At 65.6% G+C, this 20,270-nt stretch carries 19 protein-coding genes; 8 read left to right on the plus strand and 11 right to left on the minus strand.

Features of this window, described 5'->3' with window-relative positions; translation table 11 throughout:
- Window positions 1–18: 18 nt before the first annotated feature.
- The 3 genes from V9L21_RS21845 to V9L21_RS21855 are packed head-to-tail and all read right to left on the minus strand — an operon-like array spanning window position 19 to window position 2,224.
- Entirely contained in the window at window positions 19–816 is a 798-nt protein-coding gene (locus V9L21_RS21845; protein WP_337314983.1) for a transporter substrate-binding domain-containing protein, read from the minus strand.
- A gap of 55 nt (window positions 817–871) precedes the next feature.
- A complete protein-coding gene (locus tag V9L21_RS21850; RefSeq protein ID WP_337314984.1) occupies window positions 872–1,525 on the minus strand; it encodes an amino acid ABC transporter permease in 654 nt (217 codons plus the stop codon).
- Window positions 1,526–1,552: 27 nt separating this feature from the next.
- On the minus strand, window positions 1,553–2,224 hold the full coding sequence (locus tag V9L21_RS21855; RefSeq protein WP_126749056.1) for an amino acid ABC transporter permease: 672 nt from the start codon (window positions 2,222–2,224) through the stop codon (window positions 1,553–1,555).
- A gap of 123 nt (window positions 2,225–2,347) precedes the next feature.
- Here V9L21_RS21855 and V9L21_RS21860 point away from each other — a divergent pair, with 123 nt between their 5' ends.
- Complete coding sequence (locus V9L21_RS21860) at window positions 2,348–4,021, plus strand: hypothetical protein (protein WP_337314985.1); 1,674 nt, start codon at window positions 2,348–2,350, stop codon at window positions 4,019–4,021.
- Window positions 4,022–4,354: 333 nt separating this feature from the next.
- The gene (locus tag V9L21_RS21865; RefSeq protein WP_337314986.1) at window positions 4,355–5,092 is read left to right on the plus strand and encodes a metallophosphoesterase family protein; all 738 of its coding nucleotides are present in this window, start codon (window positions 4,355–4,357) and stop codon (window positions 5,090–5,092) included.
- A gap of 9 nt (window positions 5,093–5,101) precedes the next feature.
- Here the strand turns inward: V9L21_RS21865 and V9L21_RS21870 are convergent, their stop codons facing one another.
- Window positions 5,102–5,638, minus strand: a complete 537-nt coding sequence (locus tag V9L21_RS21870; protein WP_337314987.1) for a cysteine hydrolase family protein — start codon at window positions 5,636–5,638, stop codon at window positions 5,102–5,104.
- 70 nt (window positions 5,639–5,708) lie between these two features.
- A complete protein-coding gene (locus tag V9L21_RS21875) occupies window positions 5,709–7,301 on the minus strand; it encodes a hypothetical protein (RefSeq protein ID WP_337314988.1) in 1,593 nt (530 codons plus the stop codon).
- Window positions 7,302–7,501: 200 nt separating this feature from the next.
- On the opposite strand from V9L21_RS21875, the gene V9L21_RS21880 reads away from it, so the two are divergent.
- Entirely contained in the window at window positions 7,502–8,632 is a 1,131-nt protein-coding gene (locus tag V9L21_RS21880) for an MBL fold metallo-hydrolase (protein ID WP_337314989.1), read from the plus strand.
- Between the two features lie 15 nt (window positions 8,633–8,647).
- Here the strand turns inward: V9L21_RS21880 and V9L21_RS21885 are convergent, their stop codons facing one another.
- The 6 genes from V9L21_RS21885 to V9L21_RS21910 all read right to left on the minus strand — a co-directional run bounded on the left by V9L21_RS21885 (window position 8,648) and on the right by V9L21_RS21910 (window position 15,914).
- Entirely contained in the window at window positions 8,648–8,836 is a 189-nt protein-coding gene (locus tag V9L21_RS21885) for a hypothetical protein (protein WP_157614670.1), read from the minus strand.
- The gene (gene parC, locus V9L21_RS21890) at window positions 8,836–11,232 is read right to left on the minus strand and encodes a DNA topoisomerase IV subunit A (RefSeq protein WP_337314990.1); all 2,397 of its coding nucleotides are present in this window, start codon (window positions 11,230–11,232) and stop codon (window positions 8,836–8,838) included. The genes V9L21_RS21885 and parC overlap by 1 nt, the downstream gene beginning before the upstream one ends.
- 46 nt (window positions 11,233–11,278) lie before the next feature.
- A complete protein-coding gene (locus tag V9L21_RS21895) occupies window positions 11,279–12,400 on the minus strand; it encodes a Kelch repeat-containing protein (RefSeq protein WP_337314991.1) in 1,122 nt (373 codons plus the stop codon).
- 41 nt (window positions 12,401–12,441) lie between these two features.
- Complete coding sequence (locus tag V9L21_RS21900) at window positions 12,442–13,338, minus strand: lytic transglycosylase domain-containing protein (protein WP_258507783.1); 897 nt, start codon at window positions 13,336–13,338, stop codon at window positions 12,442–12,444.
- A gap of 26 nt (window positions 13,339–13,364) precedes the next feature.
- Entirely contained in the window at window positions 13,365–15,362 is a 1,998-nt protein-coding gene (locus V9L21_RS21905; RefSeq protein WP_337314992.1) for a DNA topoisomerase IV subunit B, read from the minus strand.
- Window positions 15,363–15,452: 90 nt separating this feature from the next.
- Complete coding sequence (locus V9L21_RS21910) at window positions 15,453–15,914, minus strand: DUF2846 domain-containing protein (RefSeq protein ID WP_337314993.1); 462 nt, start codon at window positions 15,912–15,914, stop codon at window positions 15,453–15,455.
- Between the two features lie 183 nt (window positions 15,915–16,097).
- Between V9L21_RS21910 and V9L21_RS21915 the strand changes: the two genes are divergently transcribed.
- The 5 genes from V9L21_RS21915 (at window position 16,098) to bamC (ending at window position 20,265) form a co-directional block, all read left to right on the plus strand.
- Window positions 16,098–17,321 (plus strand): MFS transporter, encoded by a 1,224-nt coding sequence (locus tag V9L21_RS21915; RefSeq protein ID WP_337314994.1) that lies wholly within the window; start codon window positions 16,098–16,100, stop codon window positions 17,319–17,321.
- A 22-nt stretch (window positions 17,322–17,343) separates the two neighbouring features.
- The gene (locus tag V9L21_RS21920) at window positions 17,344–17,484 is read left to right on the plus strand and encodes a hypothetical protein (RefSeq protein ID WP_165442097.1); all 141 of its coding nucleotides are present in this window, start codon (window positions 17,344–17,346) and stop codon (window positions 17,482–17,484) included.
- A 5-nt stretch (window positions 17,485–17,489) separates the two neighbouring features.
- Window positions 17,490–18,059, plus strand: a complete 570-nt coding sequence (locus V9L21_RS21925) for a class I SAM-dependent methyltransferase (protein WP_337314995.1) — start codon at window positions 17,490–17,492, stop codon at window positions 18,057–18,059.
- Between the two features lie 43 nt (window positions 18,060–18,102).
- A complete protein-coding gene (gene dapA / locus V9L21_RS21930) occupies window positions 18,103–19,029 on the plus strand; it encodes a 4-hydroxy-tetrahydrodipicolinate synthase (RefSeq protein WP_443098559.1) in 927 nt (308 codons plus the stop codon).
- Between the two features lie 144 nt (window positions 19,030–19,173).
- Window positions 19,174–20,265 (plus strand): outer membrane protein assembly factor BamC, encoded by a 1,092-nt coding sequence (bamC, locus tag V9L21_RS21935; RefSeq protein WP_337314996.1) that lies wholly within the window; start codon window positions 19,174–19,176, stop codon window positions 20,263–20,265.
- The last annotated feature ends 5 nt before the right edge of the window (window positions 20,266–20,270 follow it).

Consider the following 20,270-nt stretch of genomic DNA (forward strand, 5'->3'; position numbering starts at 1 on the left):
TTTTTCAGCCCTTGCGGTTCACTGCATCTTCGGCAGGTCGGCCTGCAGCCACTTCTGGTAGAGCTTGTTGAGCTCGCCATTGGCGGTGTTCTTGGCAACGAAATCGTTGACGGCCTTGTGCAGCTCTTCCTGGCCCGGACGCATCGCGATGCCCATCGATTGCTGCACCAGCGTGAACTTGTTTTCGTAGCTGCCGGCGGGCACGCGCTTGGCGATTTGCGCCGCCACGGTCACCGAGCAGCCGATGGCATCGACCTGGCCCGAGATCAGCGCCTGCATGGCCGATGCGTCGTCGTCGAAGCGGCGGATTTCCGTGCCTTCGGGCGCGGCCTTGGTCACGGCCACGTCTTGCGTCGAAGCGCGGGCCACGCCCACTCGCAGGCCCTTCAGGTCGCCTGCCGCCTTGATGGGCGTCTTGGTGGCGCCGTACAGCACGATGGTGGCGGCGGCATAGGGCTGCGAGAACTGCACTTGCTTTGCGCGCTCGGGTGTGATGGCCAGCGAAGCGACCAGCACGTCGACCTTGTTGGTCAGCAGGAACGGAATGCGGTTCGGGCCCGTCACCGGCACGATGTTGGCCTTGACGCCCCAGTCCTTCGCGAGCAGCTTGGCCACGTCGGCGTCGTAGCCGTCGGGCTGGTTCTGTGCATTGGTGGTGCCATAGGGCGGAAAGTCGACCAGCATGCCGATGGTGATCTCGCCCTTCTTCTTGATGTCGGCCACGGATTGGGCCGATGCGAAGGGTGCGAACACGGTGAGCGCGGCGCCAAAGCCAAGGGCTGCCAGCGCAACGCGGCGGGTGGTGGTACGGGTCATTGGATGTGTCTCCTGAAAATGAAAAGGAAGCGACGAGAAGAGAGAAAACGAAGGATCAGCGTGCGAGCGCCCGTGCGCGCTTGCGTTCCATGCGCCCGGCCAGCAATGAAAGCGGCCAGCAGATCGCGAAGTAGATGGCGGCCACCACCGAGAACACGATGAGCGGCTGGAAGGTGGCGTTGTTGACGATTTGCCCGGCGCGCGTCACCTCCACGAAGCCGATGATGGCCGCGAGCGAAGTGCCCTTGATGATCTGCACCAGGTAGCCCACGGTGGGCGCGAGCGCAATCTTGAAAGCCTGCGGCAACACCACGTCGCGCATGCGCGCGCTGTACTTGAGGCTCAGCGCCTCCGCGGCTTCCCATTGGCCGCGCGGAACCGCCTCGATGCAGCCGCGCCAGATCTCGCCCAGGAAGGCCGCGCTGTTGAGGATGAGCGCCACGCCCGCGGCAACCCAGGGGTTGATGTCCAGCCCCAGCACCGGTGCGCCGAAGAACACCAGGAACAGCTGCAGCAGCAGCGGCGTGCCCTGGAAGATCTGGATGAATGTGGTCGACACGCCGCGTGCCCACGCCGATTCGGACGTGCGCATGAGCGCAATGATCAAGCCGAGGAACGCTCCGCCGAAGAATGCAATGGCCGAGAGCGCGAGCGTCCACTTGGCCGCTTCGAGGATGAACAGGAATTCGGGAAAACCGAAGGTACGCATGATGAGTCTGGCTCCGTCCGCAGCGAATTACCGGCGGTCCGGATAGTTGAGCGTGCGCTTGTAGATCAGCTTGAACATGGCCGAGAAAGCCAGTGCCAGCGCGAGGTAGATGGCGGCCACCACGATGTAGATCTCGAAGCTGCGGAAGGTTTGCGACTGCAGGTTGGCGGCCACCGAGGTCAGGTCGTCGGCCGAAATGACCGACACCACGGCCGAGCTCAGCATCAGCAGGATGAACTGGCTCGTGAGCGCCGGGTAGATGGCCTTGAGCGCGGGCTTGATGATCACGAAGCGGAAGATCTCCCAGGGCTTGAGGTTGAGCGCCCTGCCCGCCTCGATCTGCCCCTTGGGAATCGACTCGATTCCCGCGCGGATGATTTCGGTCGCATATGCGCCGAGGTTCACCACCATGGCCACCAGCGCGGCCGTTTGCGGCGACCAGCGCAGGCCGATGGCCGGCAGCGCGAAGAAGAAAAAGAAGAGCTGCACCAGGAAAGGCGTGTTGCGGATGACCTCGATGTACGCGTTGATGACAAAGCGCAGCCAGCCCGGTCCCGAGGTCTTGCCCCAGGCGCAGAAGATGGCGACCACCAGGCCGATCAGCGTGGCGGAAAGCGAAAGCTGAATCGTGATCCAGGTGCCCTTGAGCAGCAGCGGCCAGGCAGCGAAGACGGCGTCGAATTGAAACTGGTAGTTCATGGTTGCGAGCACGGGCGTTGCCGTGCGCATGCCTCGAAAGCAATGCTTGCAGCTTATATGAAACCGGTTTCAGAACGGCTTAGGGATTCCCCTAGGTAGGCACCTCCTGCCTACACTGGAGCGATGCCCAATACACCCACAGCGCCCGCCGTGCAGCATTTCAGGCAAGCCCTGCTCTGGCCCTTGCGGCTGATGCCGGCGCCCGATGCCAAGCCGGCGCACCACGGTCCGTGGCACGTGCTGCGCGAGATGGGCGATGCATCGCCCTGGCGCGAAGAGATCGACGAATACACCGGCGACAGCAGCCGCTTTCACGAGCGGCACTACAACGAGTTCGTGAGCTTCCTGCCGTATGTGCAGCGCTTCCTGTACGGCGAAGGCCGCTCCAAGGGCAAGAGCGGCGAAGAAGGCGGCAACGACGGCGACTCGCCGATGCGCATCTTTAGGCGGCGCGACGTTGCGGCCGTGCGGATGGTGCCGCAGGCCGGCGAAGCGCCCATCACGCTCGACGTGGTGCATTGCGACCTGTACTTTTTCTTCGACATCGACGTGGTGCTGCTCAACCTGGAAGTCGGCGCGGACAACCTGAGCCTTGCGCAGGCGCAAGACCTGCTCTACCGCTTCGGCCGCGCCTACCCTGCCGGCTGGAGTGCCGACGGCAACGCGCTGCATTGCATGGCCAGCGTCGAGTGGCTGGCCGCCGACGGCAGCGTGCTCGCGCGCTCGGATGCGCAGCAGCGCGAGGCTTTTCTTTCGCACGTGGCCCAGCACCGCGCGCCGCGCATTTCGGCCCACTGGGCCTACCTGATGCAACCGCTGGTGAGCGACCATTCCGACGACCCCGGTGTGCTGCGCTACCGGCAGATCGAGTACTACCGCATGCCGGTGATGGCGTACCTTTCGCTCGACGACCCGAAGCGCCTTTCGCGCAACGACTTCATCCGGCTCGGCCTGGTCACAGGCGCTGCAGAAGCAGATGCGGCCCGCGATGCCCACCTGCCCTACGCGGAGCAGCACCTTGCCGACTTCGAACACAAGTATTGCTACGACCGCTTCTGGGTCGATGCCGGCGCGGCGCCGAACACGCGCTACCTTTGCAACGGCCATGCCCTGATCGTGGTCGGCGATGCACGCTCCGAATTCTTCTGCTGCCGCGACCGCGGCGTGCTTGCGCAGTTCAGGCACCAGCACTTCCTGCTGTTTCTGATCGCGCACTTCCAGAAGGCATCGCTCCTGATGTTCTCGGACCAGCTGGTGGAGGCGCTCAAGCGGCTAGACATTCGCAGCACGCCGAGCGTGAAGCAGTTCAAGCGCGCCATCCGTTCGAGCTTCGAGCGCTTTCTGCGCTTCACGCATCGCTACTGGTTCCACGAAATTTCGGAGCAGGCGCAGGTACGCGCGCTCTCTCACATGTGCACCACGCACCTCGGGCTCGATCCGCTCTACGACGAGGTCAAGTCGCGCATCGCCGACATGAACACGTATCTCGATGCCGACAGCCTGCGCCGGCAGGCGAGCACGGTGGTGCGGCTCACGGTGGTCACGCTGTTCGGCCTGATTGGCACCGTGACAACGGGCTTTTTGGGCATGAACCTGCTGGCCGAGGCCGACGCACCGCTGTGGCGCAAGGCGATCTGGTTCGGCGTGGTGTTCGTCTTCACGACCTGGCTCACGATCTACACGATGGTGAAGTCTCAGCGCCTGTCGGACTTCATCGATGCGCTGTCGAATGATCGGTTGGGGTTTCGCGGGAAACTCGGTGCGCTGGCGCGGGTTTGGCGGTCGGGGGCTGATTGATCTTCGCGTGTGCGTTGTTCAGGGCGGTGCACCCGCCGACGGGGTACCTTACTCCGCGAATGTCCCCCGGCCTGCGGCCTCCTCCTTTATTTCGCTGCGCAAGGCACCCCGCCAGCGGGCGCGTGATCCAGAGCAGTCGTTGATCGGCGGAACACCAGCAGCGTGCCCCGGTGCACAGGGCATCGGGTGCTCCACGCAGCGAAATAAAGGAGGAGGCGAAGCCGGGGGACATTCGCGGAGGGGAGTACCCGGTGGCCTTTGCACACGCCCAGAAAAACCCAAAACCACACCTCAGAACTAAGATCTCCCCGCCCCCGAAAAAAGCCCTATCAAATGCGCATAGCCCTAGTCTCCGACATCCACGGAAACCTCCCCGCACTCGAAGCCGTGGTCGAAGACATTGCCCGCCGCGGCGCAGACATCATCGTCAACCTGGGCGACAGCCTCTCCGGCCCGCTGATGCCGCTGGAGACCGCGCAGTTCCTGATGGCGCAAGAATGGGTTCAACTCGCGGGCAACCATGAACGCCAGCTGCTTACGACGCCCGCGGACAAGCGCGGCCCGTCCGATGCGTTCGCGCATGCGCGGCTCGGCGCGAAGGAGTTCGAGTGGATCGCGTCGCTCGGGCACAGCCTGCGCCTCAGTCCGGAAGTCCTGCTCTGCCACGGCACGCCTTCCAGCGACCTCGAATACTTTCTGGAGACCGTGGAGCCCACGGTGTTCCGCGCTGCAACGCAGGCGGAAATCGATGCACGCCTCGGCCAGGTCGATGCGCAGTTGATCGCATGCGGTCATACGCATGTACCGCGCGTGGCGCATGCATCCGGTGGGCAGCTGATCGTCAATCCGGGAAGCGTGGGCCTGCCGGCCTACGACGACATTCATCCGTATCCGCACGCCGTGGAAACCGGCTCGCCGAACGCGCGCTATGCCATCGTGGAACGGCACGAAAGCGGCTGGGCCTCCCGGCTGATTGCGGTGCCTTACGACCACACGGCCATGGCGGCGCTGGCGCTGAAGAACGGGCGGCCCGACTGGGCCCACGCCCTCGCCACCGGGCGAATGCCCTAGGCCTTCAGTTCAATCGCCGAACGCGATCAGCGCGCTGTCCACCGCGCTGATGCGCACGCCGAAGCTGGTGATGTCCGACAGCGTGGCGTTGTGGTGTGCGCGAATGAAGGCGCCCGTGGCATGCGGCTTGTCGTGCGAGGTGTGCGCGTCGGCCGCAAGCATCACCTCATAGCCCAGCGCGGCGGCGCGCCGCACGGCGGTGTCCACGCAGAACTCCGACGAATAGCCGCAGATCACCACGCGCTGCACAGCATGCCCCGTCAGCCACGCCTCGAGCGGCGTGCGCAAGAAAGAATCGGGCGTGGTCTTACGGATCTTCGTGTCGCTTGCATCCACGTGCAGCGCATCGGCAAGTTGCCAGCGTTCGGAGTCGAACTCCAGGTCGATCTCGTTCTCGTGCTGGATGAAGGCCACCGGCACGCCGGCCGCGCGTGCGCGCTCGGTCAGCGCATTGATGCGCTGGATCACCTGTTCGGCTTCGTAGGGGCGCGGCGGGTCGTCGCACAGGCCGCGTTGCATGTCGATGACGAGAACGGCAGTTTTCATGGGAGTGGAAAGCAAGCAGGCAAGGACTCGGGGCCGCCCCGAGTATGCCCCCGCCACCCGCCCAGCCGCCTCAGTTCCAGGCGCTGACTTCGAGCCGCACCTTGCCGCTGATGCCCGGTGCCGCCGCTGCCGCGCCCAGGCTCGAAAGCGGCACGATGCACTGCTGCTTGCCATTGGCCAGTTGCGTCGAACTCATCGGCAGCGAGGCCTTGCCCGCGGTGTCGGTCTGCCAGCCGTATTTGATGTTCCAGTTCTGCACCGGATCGTCCGCCTGGGGCGGGGAAAGCTCGATGACCAGCGTGTCGCGGAACAGCGAACTGCCCTCGTAGTGGCCGTCGAGCCAGAACTTCTTGTTGACCTGGTAGTCTGGCACGCGCACGCCGAGCGTCATGGCATAGGCCAGCGTCGGCCGGTCCTGCTTCACGCGCGCCTTGTTGGCCAGGAACACGGTCGACAGATAGATCGACCGGCGCTCGGGCTTGCCCGGGTCGGTGAGTTCCTTGTGCGTGCGGCAGGCGGGCGAATCTTCTTCGGCCACGCGCCGGCTCAGGTACCAGCGCTTGCCGCGCGGGGCGGCGAGCAGCTCGATTTGGTAGAGCGCATCGACATCGGCGTCCTTGGGCAGGTCGGGCGGCAACGTCACGCCATCGACGTCGAACCAGAGATCGACGCGCACGTCGCCGAACAGAAAGCGCACCAGGTTCTGGTACGCCTCCTCGGAATTGACGATGCCGAAGTACCCCGAGTGCGACCGAAAGGCGTAGGCGGTGGCCACGGGCTTGCTGCGCTTTGCCTCGTCGATAGACCAGAGCGAGGCGTTCTCGATGCGCACCAGACCATCGCTGCCGTGGCCCGCGAACATGCGCGACAGGCCCTTGGCCGCTTCGTAGTCGCCGCGGTTGGAGCCCACCATGCAGAAGAAGCGCTCCGCCGGAAAGGCCGCGGCGGGCAGAAAGTCCATGCGGCCGTCGACCGGCGCCGTGTCGAGAAACTCCGACATCTTCTCGCGGTTGAAGGTGTTCATCTCGTTTGCCGTGAGCCAGCCCGGCACGTTGACGCCGCCCAGGTCGATACCGTTGTGCGGCGTGGCATAGGTGAACACCTTGTCGACACAGGCGCGCGCCGCCGCGTCGCCGAGCGTGGGGTTCTGCAGAAAGGCCCGCACGACCAGCCCGCCCATCGAATGCGCCACCAGGTAGCAGCGAAAGTCCGCCGGCGAGAAAGCGGCGCCCTCGCGCAGCGCGACCAGGTCGCGCACGCGCAGGATCAGCTTGCTCAAGCCCTGCGCATAGATCTTCACGTCGCGCGACTTGCCGTCGCCGAGCAGTTCGGAGCCGCTGTCGTAGTAGCGATAGATCACGACGGACGCGGCCGGAATGCCGTCCACGTCCTTGCCGGTTTCGTCGGGCGAAGGCTTCCAGTCGTTGTCCAGGATGTCCAGGCCGTTCTGGTAGACGCTCTGGTATTGAAAGTCCGCCAGGAGCCGCACCACCGGAGATTCGAAGACGAACTTCTGCGCCGGTGCGTCCTTCTTGACGGTGGCGCGGTACACGGTCGAGCCCACATTGAAGCCGCAGAACGGGTCGGCCGCCGTGTCGTCGCGTTCGGCCTCCGTCATGGCGTAGCCGCGCACATAGATGATGGGATAGCGGTTGCTGCTCATGGTGTGTGTCGCCTTTTCAACGGCCGCGAGGTTCGGCGCTTTTCAGTGTGCCGCGCGCCGCCGCTGCCGGCCATAGAACGCACGGCATACGACAACCGGCGCGGCAATGCCCCTTTGCGCCGAATGTTTCTGCCGTTGAAACCATTGGCAACGAAGCCGCGGCTAAGCTCGCGCCGCAAACACCTCGAACATCCGCATCCATGAATGACGCTGCCCGCCCCGTGTTCTCTCCGAAGCACCTCTTGAGCCGCTTTCGCAGCTACGGCACCTCGCTCTTCGCCGCAAGCTGCGCATTGGTCGCCGGCTGCGTGAGCAGCAGCGGGTGCGAGGCACGGTACGACGCATCGCCGCAGTTCAAGGGCTGCGGCTTCCAGAACCTGCCGAACCCGGAAGTCCTGCCTTCCGCCAGCGCCTGGCGAATCTGGTCCCGCTTCATCGTCGGCAGCAAGGTCGACAGCGTGCCGGTCGATCCCATTCCCGTGCACATGCTGAGCACCGCCGACCTGGATGCGCTCGACCCCAAGGCCAACCACGTGGTGCGGCTCGGGCATTCGTCGCACCTGCTCAAGCTGCAGGGCAAATATTGGTTGATCGACCCCGTGTTCAGCGAACGGGCATCGCCGTTCAGCTTCGCCGGGCCCAAGCGCTTCCACAAGCCGCCTCTCACGCTCGAGCAGTTGCCGCCCATCGAGGGGCTGATTCTTTCGCACGACCACTACGACCATCTCGACGTGGCGACCATTGAATATCTTGCGCAGCGTGTGCAGCGCTACTTCGTGCCGCTGGGCGTGCGCGCGCGCCTGCTGGCCATGGGCGTGCCGGCCGACCGTGTGACGGAGCTCGATTGGTGGCAAGGCGGCGAACACAACGGCGTGAAGCTCACCGCCACGCCCGCGCAGCACTTCTCGGGCCGCACGCTGACCGACAGGGACCGCACGCTGTGGGCCTCATGGGTAGTGCAAAGCGGCGACCAGCGCATCTTCTACAGCGGCGACTCCGGCTACTTTCCGGGCTTCAAGCAGATCGGCGAGCGCTTCGGCGGCTTCGACCTGGCACTGATGGAAAACGGCGCCTACGACGCCTACTGGCCCGCAGTGCACATGACGCCCGAGCAGAGCGTGCAAGCCTTCGAAGACCTGCGCGGCAAGGTGCTCTATTCGGTGCACAACACCACCTTCGACCTTGCCTTCCACACCTGGCACGACCCGCTGGACCGCATCGCCAACCTGTCGCAGGCCAGGAAGATCGAACTCGCGACGCCAGTGATCGGCGAAGTGCTCACGGTGGGCAAAGCCCGCACCAACGTGCGTTGGTGGGAAGGTCTGAAGTAAGGCGCTGCGGCAGGCCTAGCCGCGTTCCTTGCGTTCGCGCGCCCGGCGCTGCTGCCGGGTTTCATTGGCCTGCGCCGCAATGCGCTCTTTCTCGCGCTTCTTGGCCCCGCGCTTCAGGCGCATGTGGCGGCCGAACCAGAAGCTGCCAAGCCCCGTGACCACTGCGATCGCGAGGCCGATGGTGCTGATGTCGATGCCGCCCATCACAGAACCCGCACGATGCTCGTCGGCTTGAAGCCGAGGTCGGCCGCCTTGCCCTTGCGCGCGCGGCTGCCGCGCGCGTTGTTGAGCGTGCGGATCTCCAGGGTTTCGTCGCGCTCCTTGCCGCCGCGGCCAATGCCTTCGATCTTCACGCTGCGCGTGTAGGCCGCGGCGCCCGCGAGCGTGTCCTTGGCGTCGAGGTCGATCAGCGTCAAACCGCGGCCGCCCTTCGGCAGGCTCTTCAGCTCGGCGATGTCGAAGGTCAGGATGCGGCCACCGGTGGAGGCGCAGGCCACGTGCGTGGCGGCTGGCATCGGCTCGGCGCCGCTCGCACCGCCCACCAGCGAGGGACGGCAGAGCTGCTCGCCCTCGCCCACATCGATGAAGGCCTTGCCGCCGCGCTGGCGCGACATCATGTTTTCAACCGTGGCAATGAAGCCGTAGCCGCCGGTGTTGGCCAGCAGCACGCTCGCGCCCACCGGGCCGGCAAAGAAGTGCGTGACGTGCGTGCCGGCGTCCAGCTCGATGAGCGTGGTCACCGGCTGGCCGTCGCCGCGAGCGCCGGGCAGCGAGGCCACGGGCACGGTGTACACGCGCACGGTCTTGTCCTTGGCGCTGCCGAACACCAGCAGCGTGTCGACACTGCGGCACTCGAAGGCGCCGTAGAGTGCGTCGCCGGACTTGAAGCTGTATTCGGGCGTGGCCGAACCGTTGCCCGCCGCCTTCTCGCTGGCCCAGCCCTTCTGTGCGCGGACCCAGCCCTTTTGCGAAACGATGACCGTGACGGGTTCGTCGACCACCTTGACTTCGGCCACGGCGCGTTTCTCGGCCTGGATCAGCGTACGGCGCGGGTCCTCGAAGGTCTTGGCATCGGCTTCGATTTCCTTCACCAGCAGGCGGCGCAGGGCCGCGGGGCTGCCCAGGATGTCTTCGAGCTTTTTCTGCTCGTCGCGCAGGCCCTTGAGCTCCTGCTCGATCTTGATGGCTTCGAGCCGTGCGAGTTGGCGCAGGCGAATTTCAAGAATGTCTTCGGCCTGGCGCTCGCTGAGATTGAAGCGCGCAATGAGTGCGGCCTTCGGATCTTCCGCCGCGCGGATGATGGCGATCACCTCATCGATGTTCAGCAGCACCAGCTGCCGGCCTTCGAGGATGTGAATGCGCTCGAGCACCTTGTTCAGCCGATGCCGCGAGCGCTTCTCGACGGTGATCTCGCGGAACGCGATCCACTCGTTGAGCATCTGGCGCAGCGACTTCTGCGTCGGCTTGCCGTCGATGCCCACCATCGTGAGATTGATCGGCGACGAGGTTTCGAGCGAGGTTTGCGCGAGCAGCGTGGTAATGAACTCTTCCTGGCTGATGCGCGAAGTCTTGGGCTCGAACACCAGGCGCACGGCGGCGTCCTTGCTCGACTCGTCGCGCACCACGTCGAGCACCGACAGCATCGCGGCCTTGAGCTGCGTCTGCTCGGCACTCAAAGCCTTCTTGCCGGCCTTCACCTTCGGGTTGGTGATTTCCTCGATTTCCTCGAGCACCTTCTGCGTGCTGACGCCCGGGGGCAGCTCGTTGACCACCAACTGCCATTGGCCGCGTGCGAGGTCTTCGATTTTCCAGCGCGCGCGCACCTTCAGCGAGCCGCGGCCGGTGCGGTAGGCATCGGCAATGTCGCCGGGGCCGCTGATGATCTGCGCGCCGCCCGGGTAGTCGGGGCCAGGCACGATCTGCAGCAGCTCTTCTTCGCTGAGCTTGCCGTTCGACTTGATCAGCGCCACGCAGGCGTCTGCAATCTCGCGCAGGTTGTGGCTCGGGATTTCGGTGGCCAGTCCCACCGCGATGCCGCTCGCGCCGTTGAGCAAGGTGAAGGGCAAGCGCGCGGGCAACAGGCGCGGCTCTTCGGTGCTGCCGTCGTAGTTGGGAATGAAGTCGACCGTGCCTTCGTCGATCTCGTCGAGCAGCAGGCTGGTGATGCGGGCCAGGCGCGCTTCGGTGTAGCGCATGGCCGCGGCGCCGTCGCCGTCGCGGCTGCCGAAGTTGCCCTGCCCGTCAACCAGCGGATAGCGCTGCGAAAAGTCTTGCGCCATGCGCACCAGCGCGTCGTACGCCGCCTGGTCGCTGTGCGGGTGGAAGCGGCCCAGCACGTCGCCAACCACGCGCGCACTCTTGACGGGCTTGGCACCCACGGTGCCGTTGGTGCCGCCAAAGCCCAGACCCATGCGCGACATCGAATAGAGAATGCGCCGCTGTACTGGCTTCTGGCCGTCGGACACATCGGGCAGCGCGCGGCCCTTGACCACGCTGAGCGCGTATTCGAGGTACGCGGTTTGCGCGTAGTCGGCAAGGGTAAGAGTGGTGTCGCCGTCGGTGGGACCCTGGAGATCGAGCGGAGGTTGGGAGTCGTCCATGGAGAAGAGAGAAAGAGAAACAGTTGCTGGCCGTGCGCTTGCGCGCTCAGCCTAATGTGAAGGCTTCGTGCACCGCGGACTGCACGGAGCCGCCGAGCACCGCGCCGCCGCCGGCCACGTAGATCCAGTCGCCAATCACCGCGGCGCCGACGGCGTGGCGCGGGGTGGTCATCGGCGCATGGCGCTGCCAGGTGTCGGCCGCGGGGTCGTAGCTTTCCATCTGGCCGAACACCTTGGCTTGGCGCGGCACCCCGCCCACGAGGAACCCGCCCTCTCCGCCCATGGCGAAAAGGCGGCCCCGGTAGACCACGAGGCCGTGTCCAGAGCGCGCGGTGGGCAGCGGTGCGCGCGGCTCCCACGTGTCGCGCGCGGGCAGGTAGACGTGGTGCAGGTCGGTGTTGTATTCGAAGGTGTTGAAGCGCCCGCCAATCACGTGGATCTGGCCGCCATGCGCCACGCAGCCGACATGGTCGCGTGCGCCGGGCAGCGGCTTGCGGGCGCTCCAGCGGTCGGCTTTCGGGTCGTACACCTCGTGCCAGCCGACGCTCGCGCGCTCGGCCGCGGGCTCGGAGGCGCCGCCAATCAGGTGCAGTTGACCGTCCAGCATCACGGCGGCGGCCGCCCCGCGCGGGCGCGGCAACGGCGCGATGGCGGTCCAGCGGTTGGCCGCTATGTCGTAGACGTAGGCGTTGGTGTCGGAGCGGCGGTTCTGCTCGACGAAGCCGCCGAGTGCATAGACGCGGCCCTCGTCGGCCGCCACCGCCACATGATTGGCGCCGCGCGGCAGCGGCGCGCCATCGAGCCAGCGGTCGGCCTTCGGGTCGTAGATGTGGTGGTAGTCGCGGTTCACGGCGCCTTCGCCATAGCCGCCGACCACGTGCATGCGGCCCTGCGCCGCGGTGGCCCAGGCCATCTCGCTGCGCGGAATCGGCAGGGCTGCGCGCGGCATCCAGCGGCCGGCAGGTCCGGCCGGCGCGGGGCTGTCCGTCACGCGTTGCGCCTCCTGCTCGGGCGTCATGTGATGCGGCACGCCGCCTTGCAGCCGCGCATACGGCTCTTTCGACGAAGGCACCGCCGGCAGCGTGTCGTGCGAGGCCGCATGCTGCGCGCGCGCAGCGCCGCCCACCGCGCAAGCGGCGGTCGCAAGAACAAAGCGTCGGCGTTGCATGAAGGACTCCTCCATCGACGAATAAAAGCGGGGACTCGGCATCAGGACACCGGCGTTTCCGCGACGCCGTCCGGCACCGCCGGCTGCTCGGAAGCCTCGGGCATGGCCGGCATGCTGCTTGGCGAGTCGGACGGCATGTTGCCACGGCCCATCGCCCCGCCCTTTGGAACCACCAGTTCCATGCGGATGCGGCCCGGCGCCTTGCCGCCGCGCACGCCGCTCGCGCTGCCGCCGCCATCCGCCGCCAACGCTGCCGATGGCTTCAGGTACGCATAGAGCCGCAGTACCGTCTGCACGTAGTTCTGCGTTTCCTTGTAGTTCGGGATCTTGTTGCCCGCGCGCTGCACGGCGCCCTCTCCGGCGTTGTAGGCGGCAAGCGCCAGCTCGATCTGGCCCGGGAACATCGCGATCAGGTCGCGCAGGTAGCGGGAGCCGGCGGCAATGTTGATGCGCGGATCGAACAGCTTCTTCTCGATGGTGCCGCGCTTGTCCGCCGCAACACCGTAGCGCTGCGCGGTGGCCGGCATGAGCTGCATGAGTCCCATCGCGCCCTTGGGCGAAACGGCCTGCGCGTCGAAGCCCGATTCGGTGGCGATGAGCGCCTGCAGCAGTTCGTAGTCGATCGAATGCTTGTTCGACGCATCGCGCAACGCTGCCTTCGCGGTCTTGTAGCTCGGCGAGGCTTCGAAGAGCGCAAGCAAGGTCTGCGAAGCCGGCGGCACCTTGCCGTCGAGCTTGCGCCCACCGCGGCCGAGCGGCGAAATTCCCTTGGCCGTGTCGAAGCTCTGCCCGCCGCGAAAGAAGAGCTGGTAGCGCTCGTCGATCTTCTCGGAAGCGAAGTGCGCAACGCCCTTGCTGTCGATGTAGCCGTAGATGTCAGCGGCGTGCGCAAGCCCCTGCTGCGTGCACAGCAGCAAGGCCAGGAGCAACGGACGCATGAAATCTGAAATTTTCACGAGGATGGTCAAACATCGATATCGACATCGTCGGCGCGCAGTTCCATGAGTTCGCGCCGCGCGGCTGCCTCGCCCTTGCCCATGAGCTTGGTGATCTCCCCTTGGGTGGACGTGAAGTCGAAGCGCCCCAGCTGTACCTTCATGAGGCGCCGGGTATCCGGATTGAGCGTGGTTTCCCACAATTGTTCCGCGCTCATTTCGCCCAGGCCCTTGAAGCGGCTGATGCTCCAGGCGCCTTCGCGCACGCCGTCCTTGCGCAATTTGTCGAGTGTGGCGGTCAGTTCGCCTTCGTCAAGCGCATAGACCTTGGAAGCCGGCTTCTTGCCGCGCGCCGGGGCATCGACACGGAAAAGTGGCGGCTTTGCGACATACACGTGACCGGCTTCGATGAGTTTCGGAAAGTGCCGGAAGAACAGCGTGAGCAGCAGCACCTGTATGTGCGAGCCGTCCACGTCGGCATCGGAAAGGATGCAGATCTTTCCGTAGCGCAGGCCGCTCATGTCGGGCGTGTCGTTGGGGCCGTGCGGATCGACCCCCACGGCCACCGAGATGTCGTGGATTTCGGTGTTGGCGAAGAGCCGGTCGCGCTCCACCTCCCAGGTGTTGAGTACCTTGCCGCGCAAGGGCAGGATGGCCTGGCTTTCCTTGTCGCGGCCCATCTTGGCACTGCCGCCGGCGGAGTCGCCCTCGACCAGGAAGACTTCGTTGTGGCTGATGTCCTTGCTCTCGCAATCGGTCAGCTTGCCGGGCAGCACGGCCACGCCGGAGCCCTTGCGCTTTTCGACCTTCTGGCCGGCGCGCTGGCGCGTTTGCGCGGCCTTGATGGCGAGCTCGGCGAGCTTCTTGCCGTAGTCGACGTGCTGGTTGAGCCACAGCTCGAGCGCGGGGCGCACGAAGCTCGACACCAGCCGCACCGCATCGCGCGAGTTGAGGCGTTCCTTGATCTGGCCCTGGAACTGCGGATCGAGCACCTTGGCGCTCAGCACATACGAAGCGCGCGCGAACACGTCTTCGGGCAAGAGCTTCACGCCCTTGGGCAGCAGCGAGTGCAGTTCGATGAAGCCCTTCACCGCGGTGAACAGGCCGTCGCGCAGGCCGCTTTCGTGCGTGCCGCCGGCGCTGGTGGGAATGAGGTTGACGTAGCTCTCGCGCACCGGCTGCCCGTCTTCGGTGAAGGCCACGCACCAGTCGGCGCCCTCGCCTTCGGCGAAGTTGTCGGCATTCTTGTCGGCATGGCCGCTGCCTTCGAACAGCGGAATCACCGGGTCGCCGTTGAGCGTCTGCATCAGGTAGTCGCTCAGGCCGCCCTTGTAGAGCCACTGCTGGGTTTCCTTTGTCTTCTCGATCGTGAGCGTGACGCTCACGCCGGGCATGAGCACGGCCTTGCTGCGCAGCAGGTGCGTGAGCTCGGCCATCGGCAGCGCCGCAGTCTCGAAGTACTTGGCATCGGGCCAGGCGCGCACCGTGGTGCCCTGCTTGCGCTCGCCGGCTTCGAGCTTGCGGATTTCGAGCGCCTCGATCACATCGCCGGCGCTGAAGGCCAGCCTGGCCACAGAGCCTTCGCGGTGCGAAGTGACTTCGAGCCGCTTCGATAGCGCATTGGTGACCGATACGCCCACGCCGTGCAGGCCGCCCGAGAAGCTGTAGGCGCCGCCGGAGCCTTTGTCGAACTTGCCGCCCGCATGCAGCCGGGTGTAGACCAGCTCGATCACGGGCGCCTTTTCTTCGGGGTGCAAGCCAAAGGGAATGCCGCGGCCGTCGTCCTCGACGCTGACCGAGTTGTCGGCGTGCAGGGTGACCTTGATCTTCTTGCCGTGGCCGGCCAACGCCTCGTCGGCAGCGTTGTCCAGCACCTCCTGGATGATGTGCAGCGGGTTGTCGGTCCGGGTGTACATGCCCGGGCGCTGCTTCACGGGCTCGAGGCCCTTGAGCACGCGGATGGAACCTTCCGAGTACCCGGAGGACGCGGACGATGAACTGGGGGGAGTCTTGGGGGGAGTCGCCATGGGGGCGGATTGTAGTCAGTCGATGCGAAATGACTGGATACCCATACAGGAACACCGCCCCAGCCCGGTCGGCGGCCCACCCGCCCGGACTTACTTGTCGACGATCACCTGACCCGCGTAGGCGAGCCAGCCCATTTCGGATCGGGCCTTCTCGGGCGCTTCGAGATTGAGAACGATGCTCCCGACCGTCAGCCCGAACGAGGGCGACATGCGCACGTACTTCGTCTCTCCGTCTGCCAGCGGCACTTCGAGCGTCTTGCGCAGGTCGCTGGTCGTGGCGGCCTGGTAGGTGCCCGCGGGACGGTCCACGAAGAAGAAGCTGCCGGGCTTCGAGGAGCCGACGCCGAATTTGTCGATGCGGACGCCAGGCTGCAGCGCTGCGCCGAAAGGACCCGCGGCACGGAAGAAATAGATGCGGCCGTTGCCCGGCTTGAGCTTGGGGATGACGTTGCCCATCTCCTGGAACTTGGGGCCGGTCGGGGTGCTGGCGCAGCCGGCAACTGCAAGCGCGAATACCGCGAGGGCGGCGAACTTCAGGACGGTTCTTCTCATGGGTCGGGATCCTTGAGGTAGCGGCGTGGAGAAGACGCAAATGTAACCAATTACAAACAAAGCGCAGCAAGAGCAGGGTCGGCGCTTTGATGCGAATAGCGCATCGATCCGGCCTCAACAAATCATCAATGGGCTTTACCCCCTCGCCGCCTGCCCAAGTAGCAAATCGGTACATTCAAAGGCATGCAAGCCTCTTCCCCCACTCTCTCGGTCAAGCAGGTGCTGATCTGCGGCGCCATGATCGTCACGCTCTCGATGGGCATCCGCCACGGCTTCGGGCTCTGGCTGCAGCCCATTACTCAGGCGCAGGACTGGAGCCGCCAGACCTTCTCGTTCGCGCTTGCGGTGCAGAACCTCTCGTGGGGCATCTTCGGGGTGTTCGCGGGCATGCTGGCGGATCGCTTCGGGGCTTTCCGGGTTTTGCTGGCCGGCGCGGTGTTCTACGCACTGGGCCTGCTGGGCATGGCGTATTCGCCCACGCCGCTGCTGTTCACCCTGAGCGCCGGCGTGCTGATCGGCGCGGCGCAGGCTGGCACGACCTATGCCGTCGTGTACGGCGTGATCGGGCGCCAGATTCCGGCCGAGCGGCGTTCGTGGGCCATGGGCGTGGCCGCAGCGGCGGGCTCGTTCGGGCAATTCCTGATGGCGCCGATCGAAGGCCGCTTGATCGGCCACCTGGGCTGGCAAACCGCGCTGGCGGTGGTGGCCGTGCTGGTGCTGGTGATCGTGCCGCTGGCCTTCGGCCTGCGTGAGCCGCGGCAAGGGGCCTTGGCCGGGCACCGCGAGCAATCGGTGCTGCAGGCGGTCGGCGAGGCGTTCCGCTACCCGAGCTTCGGCCTGCTGATGGCGGGTTATTTCGTATGCGGCTTCCAGCTGGCATTCATCGGCATCCACATGCCGACCTACCTGCGCGACCAGAAGCTGCCGGTCGAGGTGGCGGGCTACGCACTGGCGCTGATCGGGCTCTTCAATGTGTTCGGCACCTATACCGTGGGACTGCTGGGCCAGAAGCTGGCCAAGCGCAAGATCCTGGCGGCCATCTACTTTGCGCGGGCGGTCTCGATCGTGCTGTTTCTGCTGGTGCCGATCTCGCCGCTCAGCGTGTACGTTTTTTCGGCGGCCATGGGCTTTCTGTGGCTTTCGACGGTGCCCGCCACCAACGCGATCATTGCCGGCATCTTCGGCGTGGCGCACCTTTCGATGCTCAGCGGCTTCGTGTTCCTGAGCCACCAGGTCGGCTCGTTCATCGGCGTGTGGCTTGGCGGCTACCTGTACGACACCACCGGCAGCTACGACATCGTCTGGTACATCGCGATTGCCCTCGGCGTGTTTGCTGCGCTGATCAACCTGCCGGTCAAGGAAGGCGCCATTGCGCGGGCGGCGCGCCCGGCCGTTGTGCCGGGCTGATCCAACGGCGGACAATCGCGCCATGACTCCGCAAATGCGCCATCACCTTTCGCACGCCGGCTGGCTCGCTGCCGCAGTGGCGGTGCTGGGCGGCGTTTTCGCGCTTTACGTCCATCCGGACTTCCTGGTGACGCTGGTCGACCAGGTTTGGTCGTGCTTCTGACTGCTATGAAAGACATAGCAGCCTTGCACGGCGGACTTGCTCCGTCGGAATGGATCGTGCGGTGGTCGCACCTGCTCGTGCCCGGCAGTACCGTGCTCGACGTGGCCTGCGGCCAGGGGCGCCACATGCAGTGGTTTGCCAGGCGCGGGCATGCAGTGATGGGCGTCGACCGCTCCACCGAAGCGACTGAAGCCGCAAGCGCCTTCTGCCGCACCCTTACCGCCGACATCGAAACGGGCCCCTGGCCTTTCGCGGGCCAGTCTTTCGGCGCGGTGGTCGTCACCAACTACCTGTGGCGGCCGCGCATGGCCGACATCGTGGCCGCGGTCGCGCCGGGTGGCGTGCTGCTCTACGAAACCTTTGCCGCCGGCAACGAAACGGTGGGCAAGCCCTCGCGCCCGGACTTCCTGCTGCAGCCGGGCGAGCTGCTGGACGCCTGCCAAGAGCTGCGCGTGGTGGCCTACGAAGACGGTTTTCTTGCGGAGCCGGATCGCTTCGTGCAGCGCATTGCCGCGGTTCGTGCCGGCAGCGCCGCCTCGGGTGCGCCCGAACGCCGCCTGCTGCGGGCAAACTGACCCCGCCGGCGCGGCTGTTTCCGGGGGCGCCGGAGTAAGTAGAATCGGCGCTTTCGTCCACCGACAGAGAGATTCCCCCTTGGAGCAACTGACAGGCAGCATCGTCGCTCTCGTCACGCCGATGCACGACGACGGCAGTGTCGACTATCCCGCCCTGCGCCGGCTGATCGACTGGCACATCGACGAAGGCACCGACTGCCTCGGCGTGGTCGGCACCACCGGCGAATCGCCCACGGTCGACGTGGAAGAGCACTGCGAAATCATCCGCGTGTCGGTCGAGCAGGCCAAGGGCCGCGTGCCCGTGATGGCCGGCTGCGGCGCCAATTCGACCAAGGAAGCCATCGAGCTTGCCAAGTTCGCCAAGGGCGTGGGCGCCGATTGCCAGCTGCAGGTGGTGCCCTACTACAACAAGCCGACGCAAGAAGGCCAGTACCAGCACTTCAAGGCCATTGCCGAAGCCGTGGGCGACCTGCCCACCGTGCTGTACAACGTGCCCGGCCGCACCGTGGCAGATATGGCGCACGACACCGTTCTGCGCCTGGCCCAGGTGCCCGGCATCATCGGCATCAAGGAAGCCACCGGCAACATCGAGCGTGCCCAGTGGCTCATTCGCGACCTGCCCAAGCACTTTGCCGTGTATTCCGGCGACGACCCGACGGCGGTGGCGCTCATGCTCTGCGGCGGGCAAGGCAACATCAGCGTCACGGCCAACATTGCCCCGCGCAAGATGCACGAGCTGTGCGTTGCGGCCATTGCGGGCGACGTGCGCAAGGCGATGCAGATCCAGTTCGAGCTGATGCCGCTGCACCGCAACCTGTTCGTCGAACCCAACCCGATTCCTCTCAAGTGGGCCATGTCCAGGCTCGGCCTTTGCGGCGGCACCCTGCGGCTGCCGCTCACCGAACTGGCTGAAACGAACCAACCCGTGGTCGAGGCTGCCCTGCGCGCCTGCGGCCTGCTCAAGGGCTGAGCCCGCTTCATCTCCCCAATACTCCCATCTCTTTTCTCCCTGCCGCATCGAGGTTACGCAACCTTTTGCCTGAACCGTGCTCAGAGAGTGCGGGCAATGCGGCCCCATAGATTGATCGAACCCATTCCAACAAGGAAGACGACGTTGAAGAACCTTTCGCACATCTCGCGATTCGCACTGCTGGCCCTCGTTGTCAGCCTCGCCGCCTGCTCCGTTCTCGAGGGCGACAAGATCGACTACAAGAGCGCCGGCAAGGCCCCCACGCTCGAAGTCCCGCCCGACCTGTCGCAGCTTTCGCGCGAGAACCGCTATGCGGTTCCGGGCGGCGCGGTCACCGCCAACGCCTACCAGGCCGGGGCAGCCAATGCACCAGGGATTCCCACCGCGGTTGCCAACATCGGCGACGTGCGCATGGAACGTTCGGGCACGCAGCGCTGGATCGTCATCAACCGTACGCCCGAACAGCTCTGGGATCCGGTGAAGGACTTCTGGCAAGAGAGCGGCTTCCTGCTGACCACCGAGCAGCGCAACCTCGGCATCATGGAAACCGACTGGGCCGAAAACCGCGCCAAGCTGCCGCAGGACATCATCCGCGGTACGCTGGGCAAGCTGGTCGATTCGGTCTACTCGACCGGCGAGCTCGACCGCTTCCGCACCCGCCTGGAGCGCACGCCGAACGGCACCGAGATCTTCGTGAGCCACCGCGGCATGCAAGAGGTCTACAACAACAGCCGCCAAGACCAGACCGTGTGGCAGCCCCGCCCGAGCGACCCTGAACTCGAAACCGAGTTCCTGCGCCGACTGATGGTCAAGCTCGGCGTTTCGCAAGAACAGTCGAAGATCATTGCCGCTACCAGCGCGCCGACCAAGACCGCCACCGTTTCGAACGCCGGCGGCCAGCCGGTGGTGCAGATCAGCGAGGGCTTCGACCGCGCATGGCGCCGCGTGGGCCTGGCGCTCGACCGCACCGGCTTCACCGTGGAAGACCGCGATCGCAGCGCCGGCATCTACTACGTGCGCTACGTGACCCCCAACGCGGACAAGAAGGAACCCGGCTTCTTCGGCAAGCTGTTCGGCAGCAGCTCCAGCAAGAACGAAGCACCGATCAAGTTCCGCATCCTCGTGAAGGGCCAGGGCGAATCGACCACGGTCTCGGTGCTGAACGAATCCGGCGCACCCGAAACCTCGGCCAATGCGCAGCGCATCGTCCAGGTCATTGCAGACGACCTGAAGTAACCCGC

This window comes from Variovorax sp. CCNWLW235, from assembly GCF_037204085.1.
Classification (GTDB): domain Bacteria; phylum Pseudomonadota; class Gammaproteobacteria; order Burkholderiales; family Burkholderiaceae_C; genus Variovorax.

What these genes read in the sequence shown, in the direction of transcription:
- V9L21_RS21850 (WP_337314984.1), bottom strand. Translation starts at nt 1,525, where the DNA reads ATGCGTACCTTCGGTTTTCCCGAATTCCTGTTCATCCTCGAAGCGGCC.
- V9L21_RS21915 (WP_337314994.1), top strand. Translation starts at nt 16,098, where the DNA reads ATGCAAGCCTCTTCCCCCACTCTCTCGGTCAAGCAGGTGCTGATCTGC.
- V9L21_RS21865 (WP_337314986.1), top strand. Translation starts at nt 4,355, where the DNA reads ATGCGCATAGCCCTAGTCTCCGACATCCACGGAAACCTCCCCGCACTC.
- V9L21_RS21845 (WP_337314983.1), bottom strand. Translation starts at nt 816, where the DNA reads ATGACCCGTACCACCACCCGCCGCGTTGCGCTGGCAGCCCTTGGCTTT.
- V9L21_RS21910 (WP_337314993.1), bottom strand. Translation starts at nt 15,914, where the DNA reads ATGAGAAGAACCGTCCTGAAGTTCGCCGCCCTCGCGGTATTCGCGCTT.
- V9L21_RS21860 (WP_337314985.1), top strand. Translation starts at nt 2,348, where the DNA reads ATGCCCAATACACCCACAGCGCCCGCCGTGCAGCATTTCAGGCAAGCC.
- parC (WP_337314990.1), bottom strand. Translation starts at nt 11,232, where the DNA reads ATGGACGACTCCCAACCTCCGCTCGATCTCCAGGGTCCCACCGACGGC.
- V9L21_RS21920 (WP_165442097.1), top strand. Translation starts at nt 17,344, where the DNA reads ATGACTCCGCAAATGCGCCATCACCTTTCGCACGCCGGCTGGCTCGCT.
- V9L21_RS21885 (WP_157614670.1), bottom strand. Translation starts at nt 8,836, where the DNA reads ATGGGCGGCATCGACATCAGCACCATCGGCCTCGCGATCGCAGTGGTC.
- V9L21_RS21855 (WP_126749056.1), bottom strand. Translation starts at nt 2,224, where the DNA reads ATGAACTACCAGTTTCAATTCGACGCCGTCTTCGCTGCCTGGCCGCTG.
- V9L21_RS21870 (WP_337314987.1), bottom strand. Translation starts at nt 5,638, where the DNA reads ATGAAAACTGCCGTTCTCGTCATCGACATGCAACGCGGCCTGTGCGAC.
- V9L21_RS21900 (WP_258507783.1), bottom strand. Translation starts at nt 13,338, where the DNA reads ATGCGTCCGTTGCTCCTGGCCTTGCTGCTGTGCACGCAGCAGGGGCTT.
- V9L21_RS21875 (WP_337314988.1), bottom strand. Translation starts at nt 7,301, where the DNA reads ATGAGCAGCAACCGCTATCCCATCATCTATGTGCGCGGCTACGCCATG.
- V9L21_RS21925 (WP_337314995.1), top strand. Translation starts at nt 17,490, where the DNA reads ATGAAAGACATAGCAGCCTTGCACGGCGGACTTGCTCCGTCGGAATGG.
- V9L21_RS21905 (WP_337314992.1), bottom strand. Translation starts at nt 15,362, where the DNA reads ATGGCGACTCCCCCCAAGACTCCCCCCAGTTCATCGTCCGCGTCCTCC.
- V9L21_RS21880 (WP_337314989.1), top strand. Translation starts at nt 7,502, where the DNA reads ATGAATGACGCTGCCCGCCCCGTGTTCTCTCCGAAGCACCTCTTGAGC.
- V9L21_RS21895 (WP_337314991.1), bottom strand. Translation starts at nt 12,400, where the DNA reads ATGCAACGCCGACGCTTTGTTCTTGCGACCGCCGCTTGCGCGGTGGGC.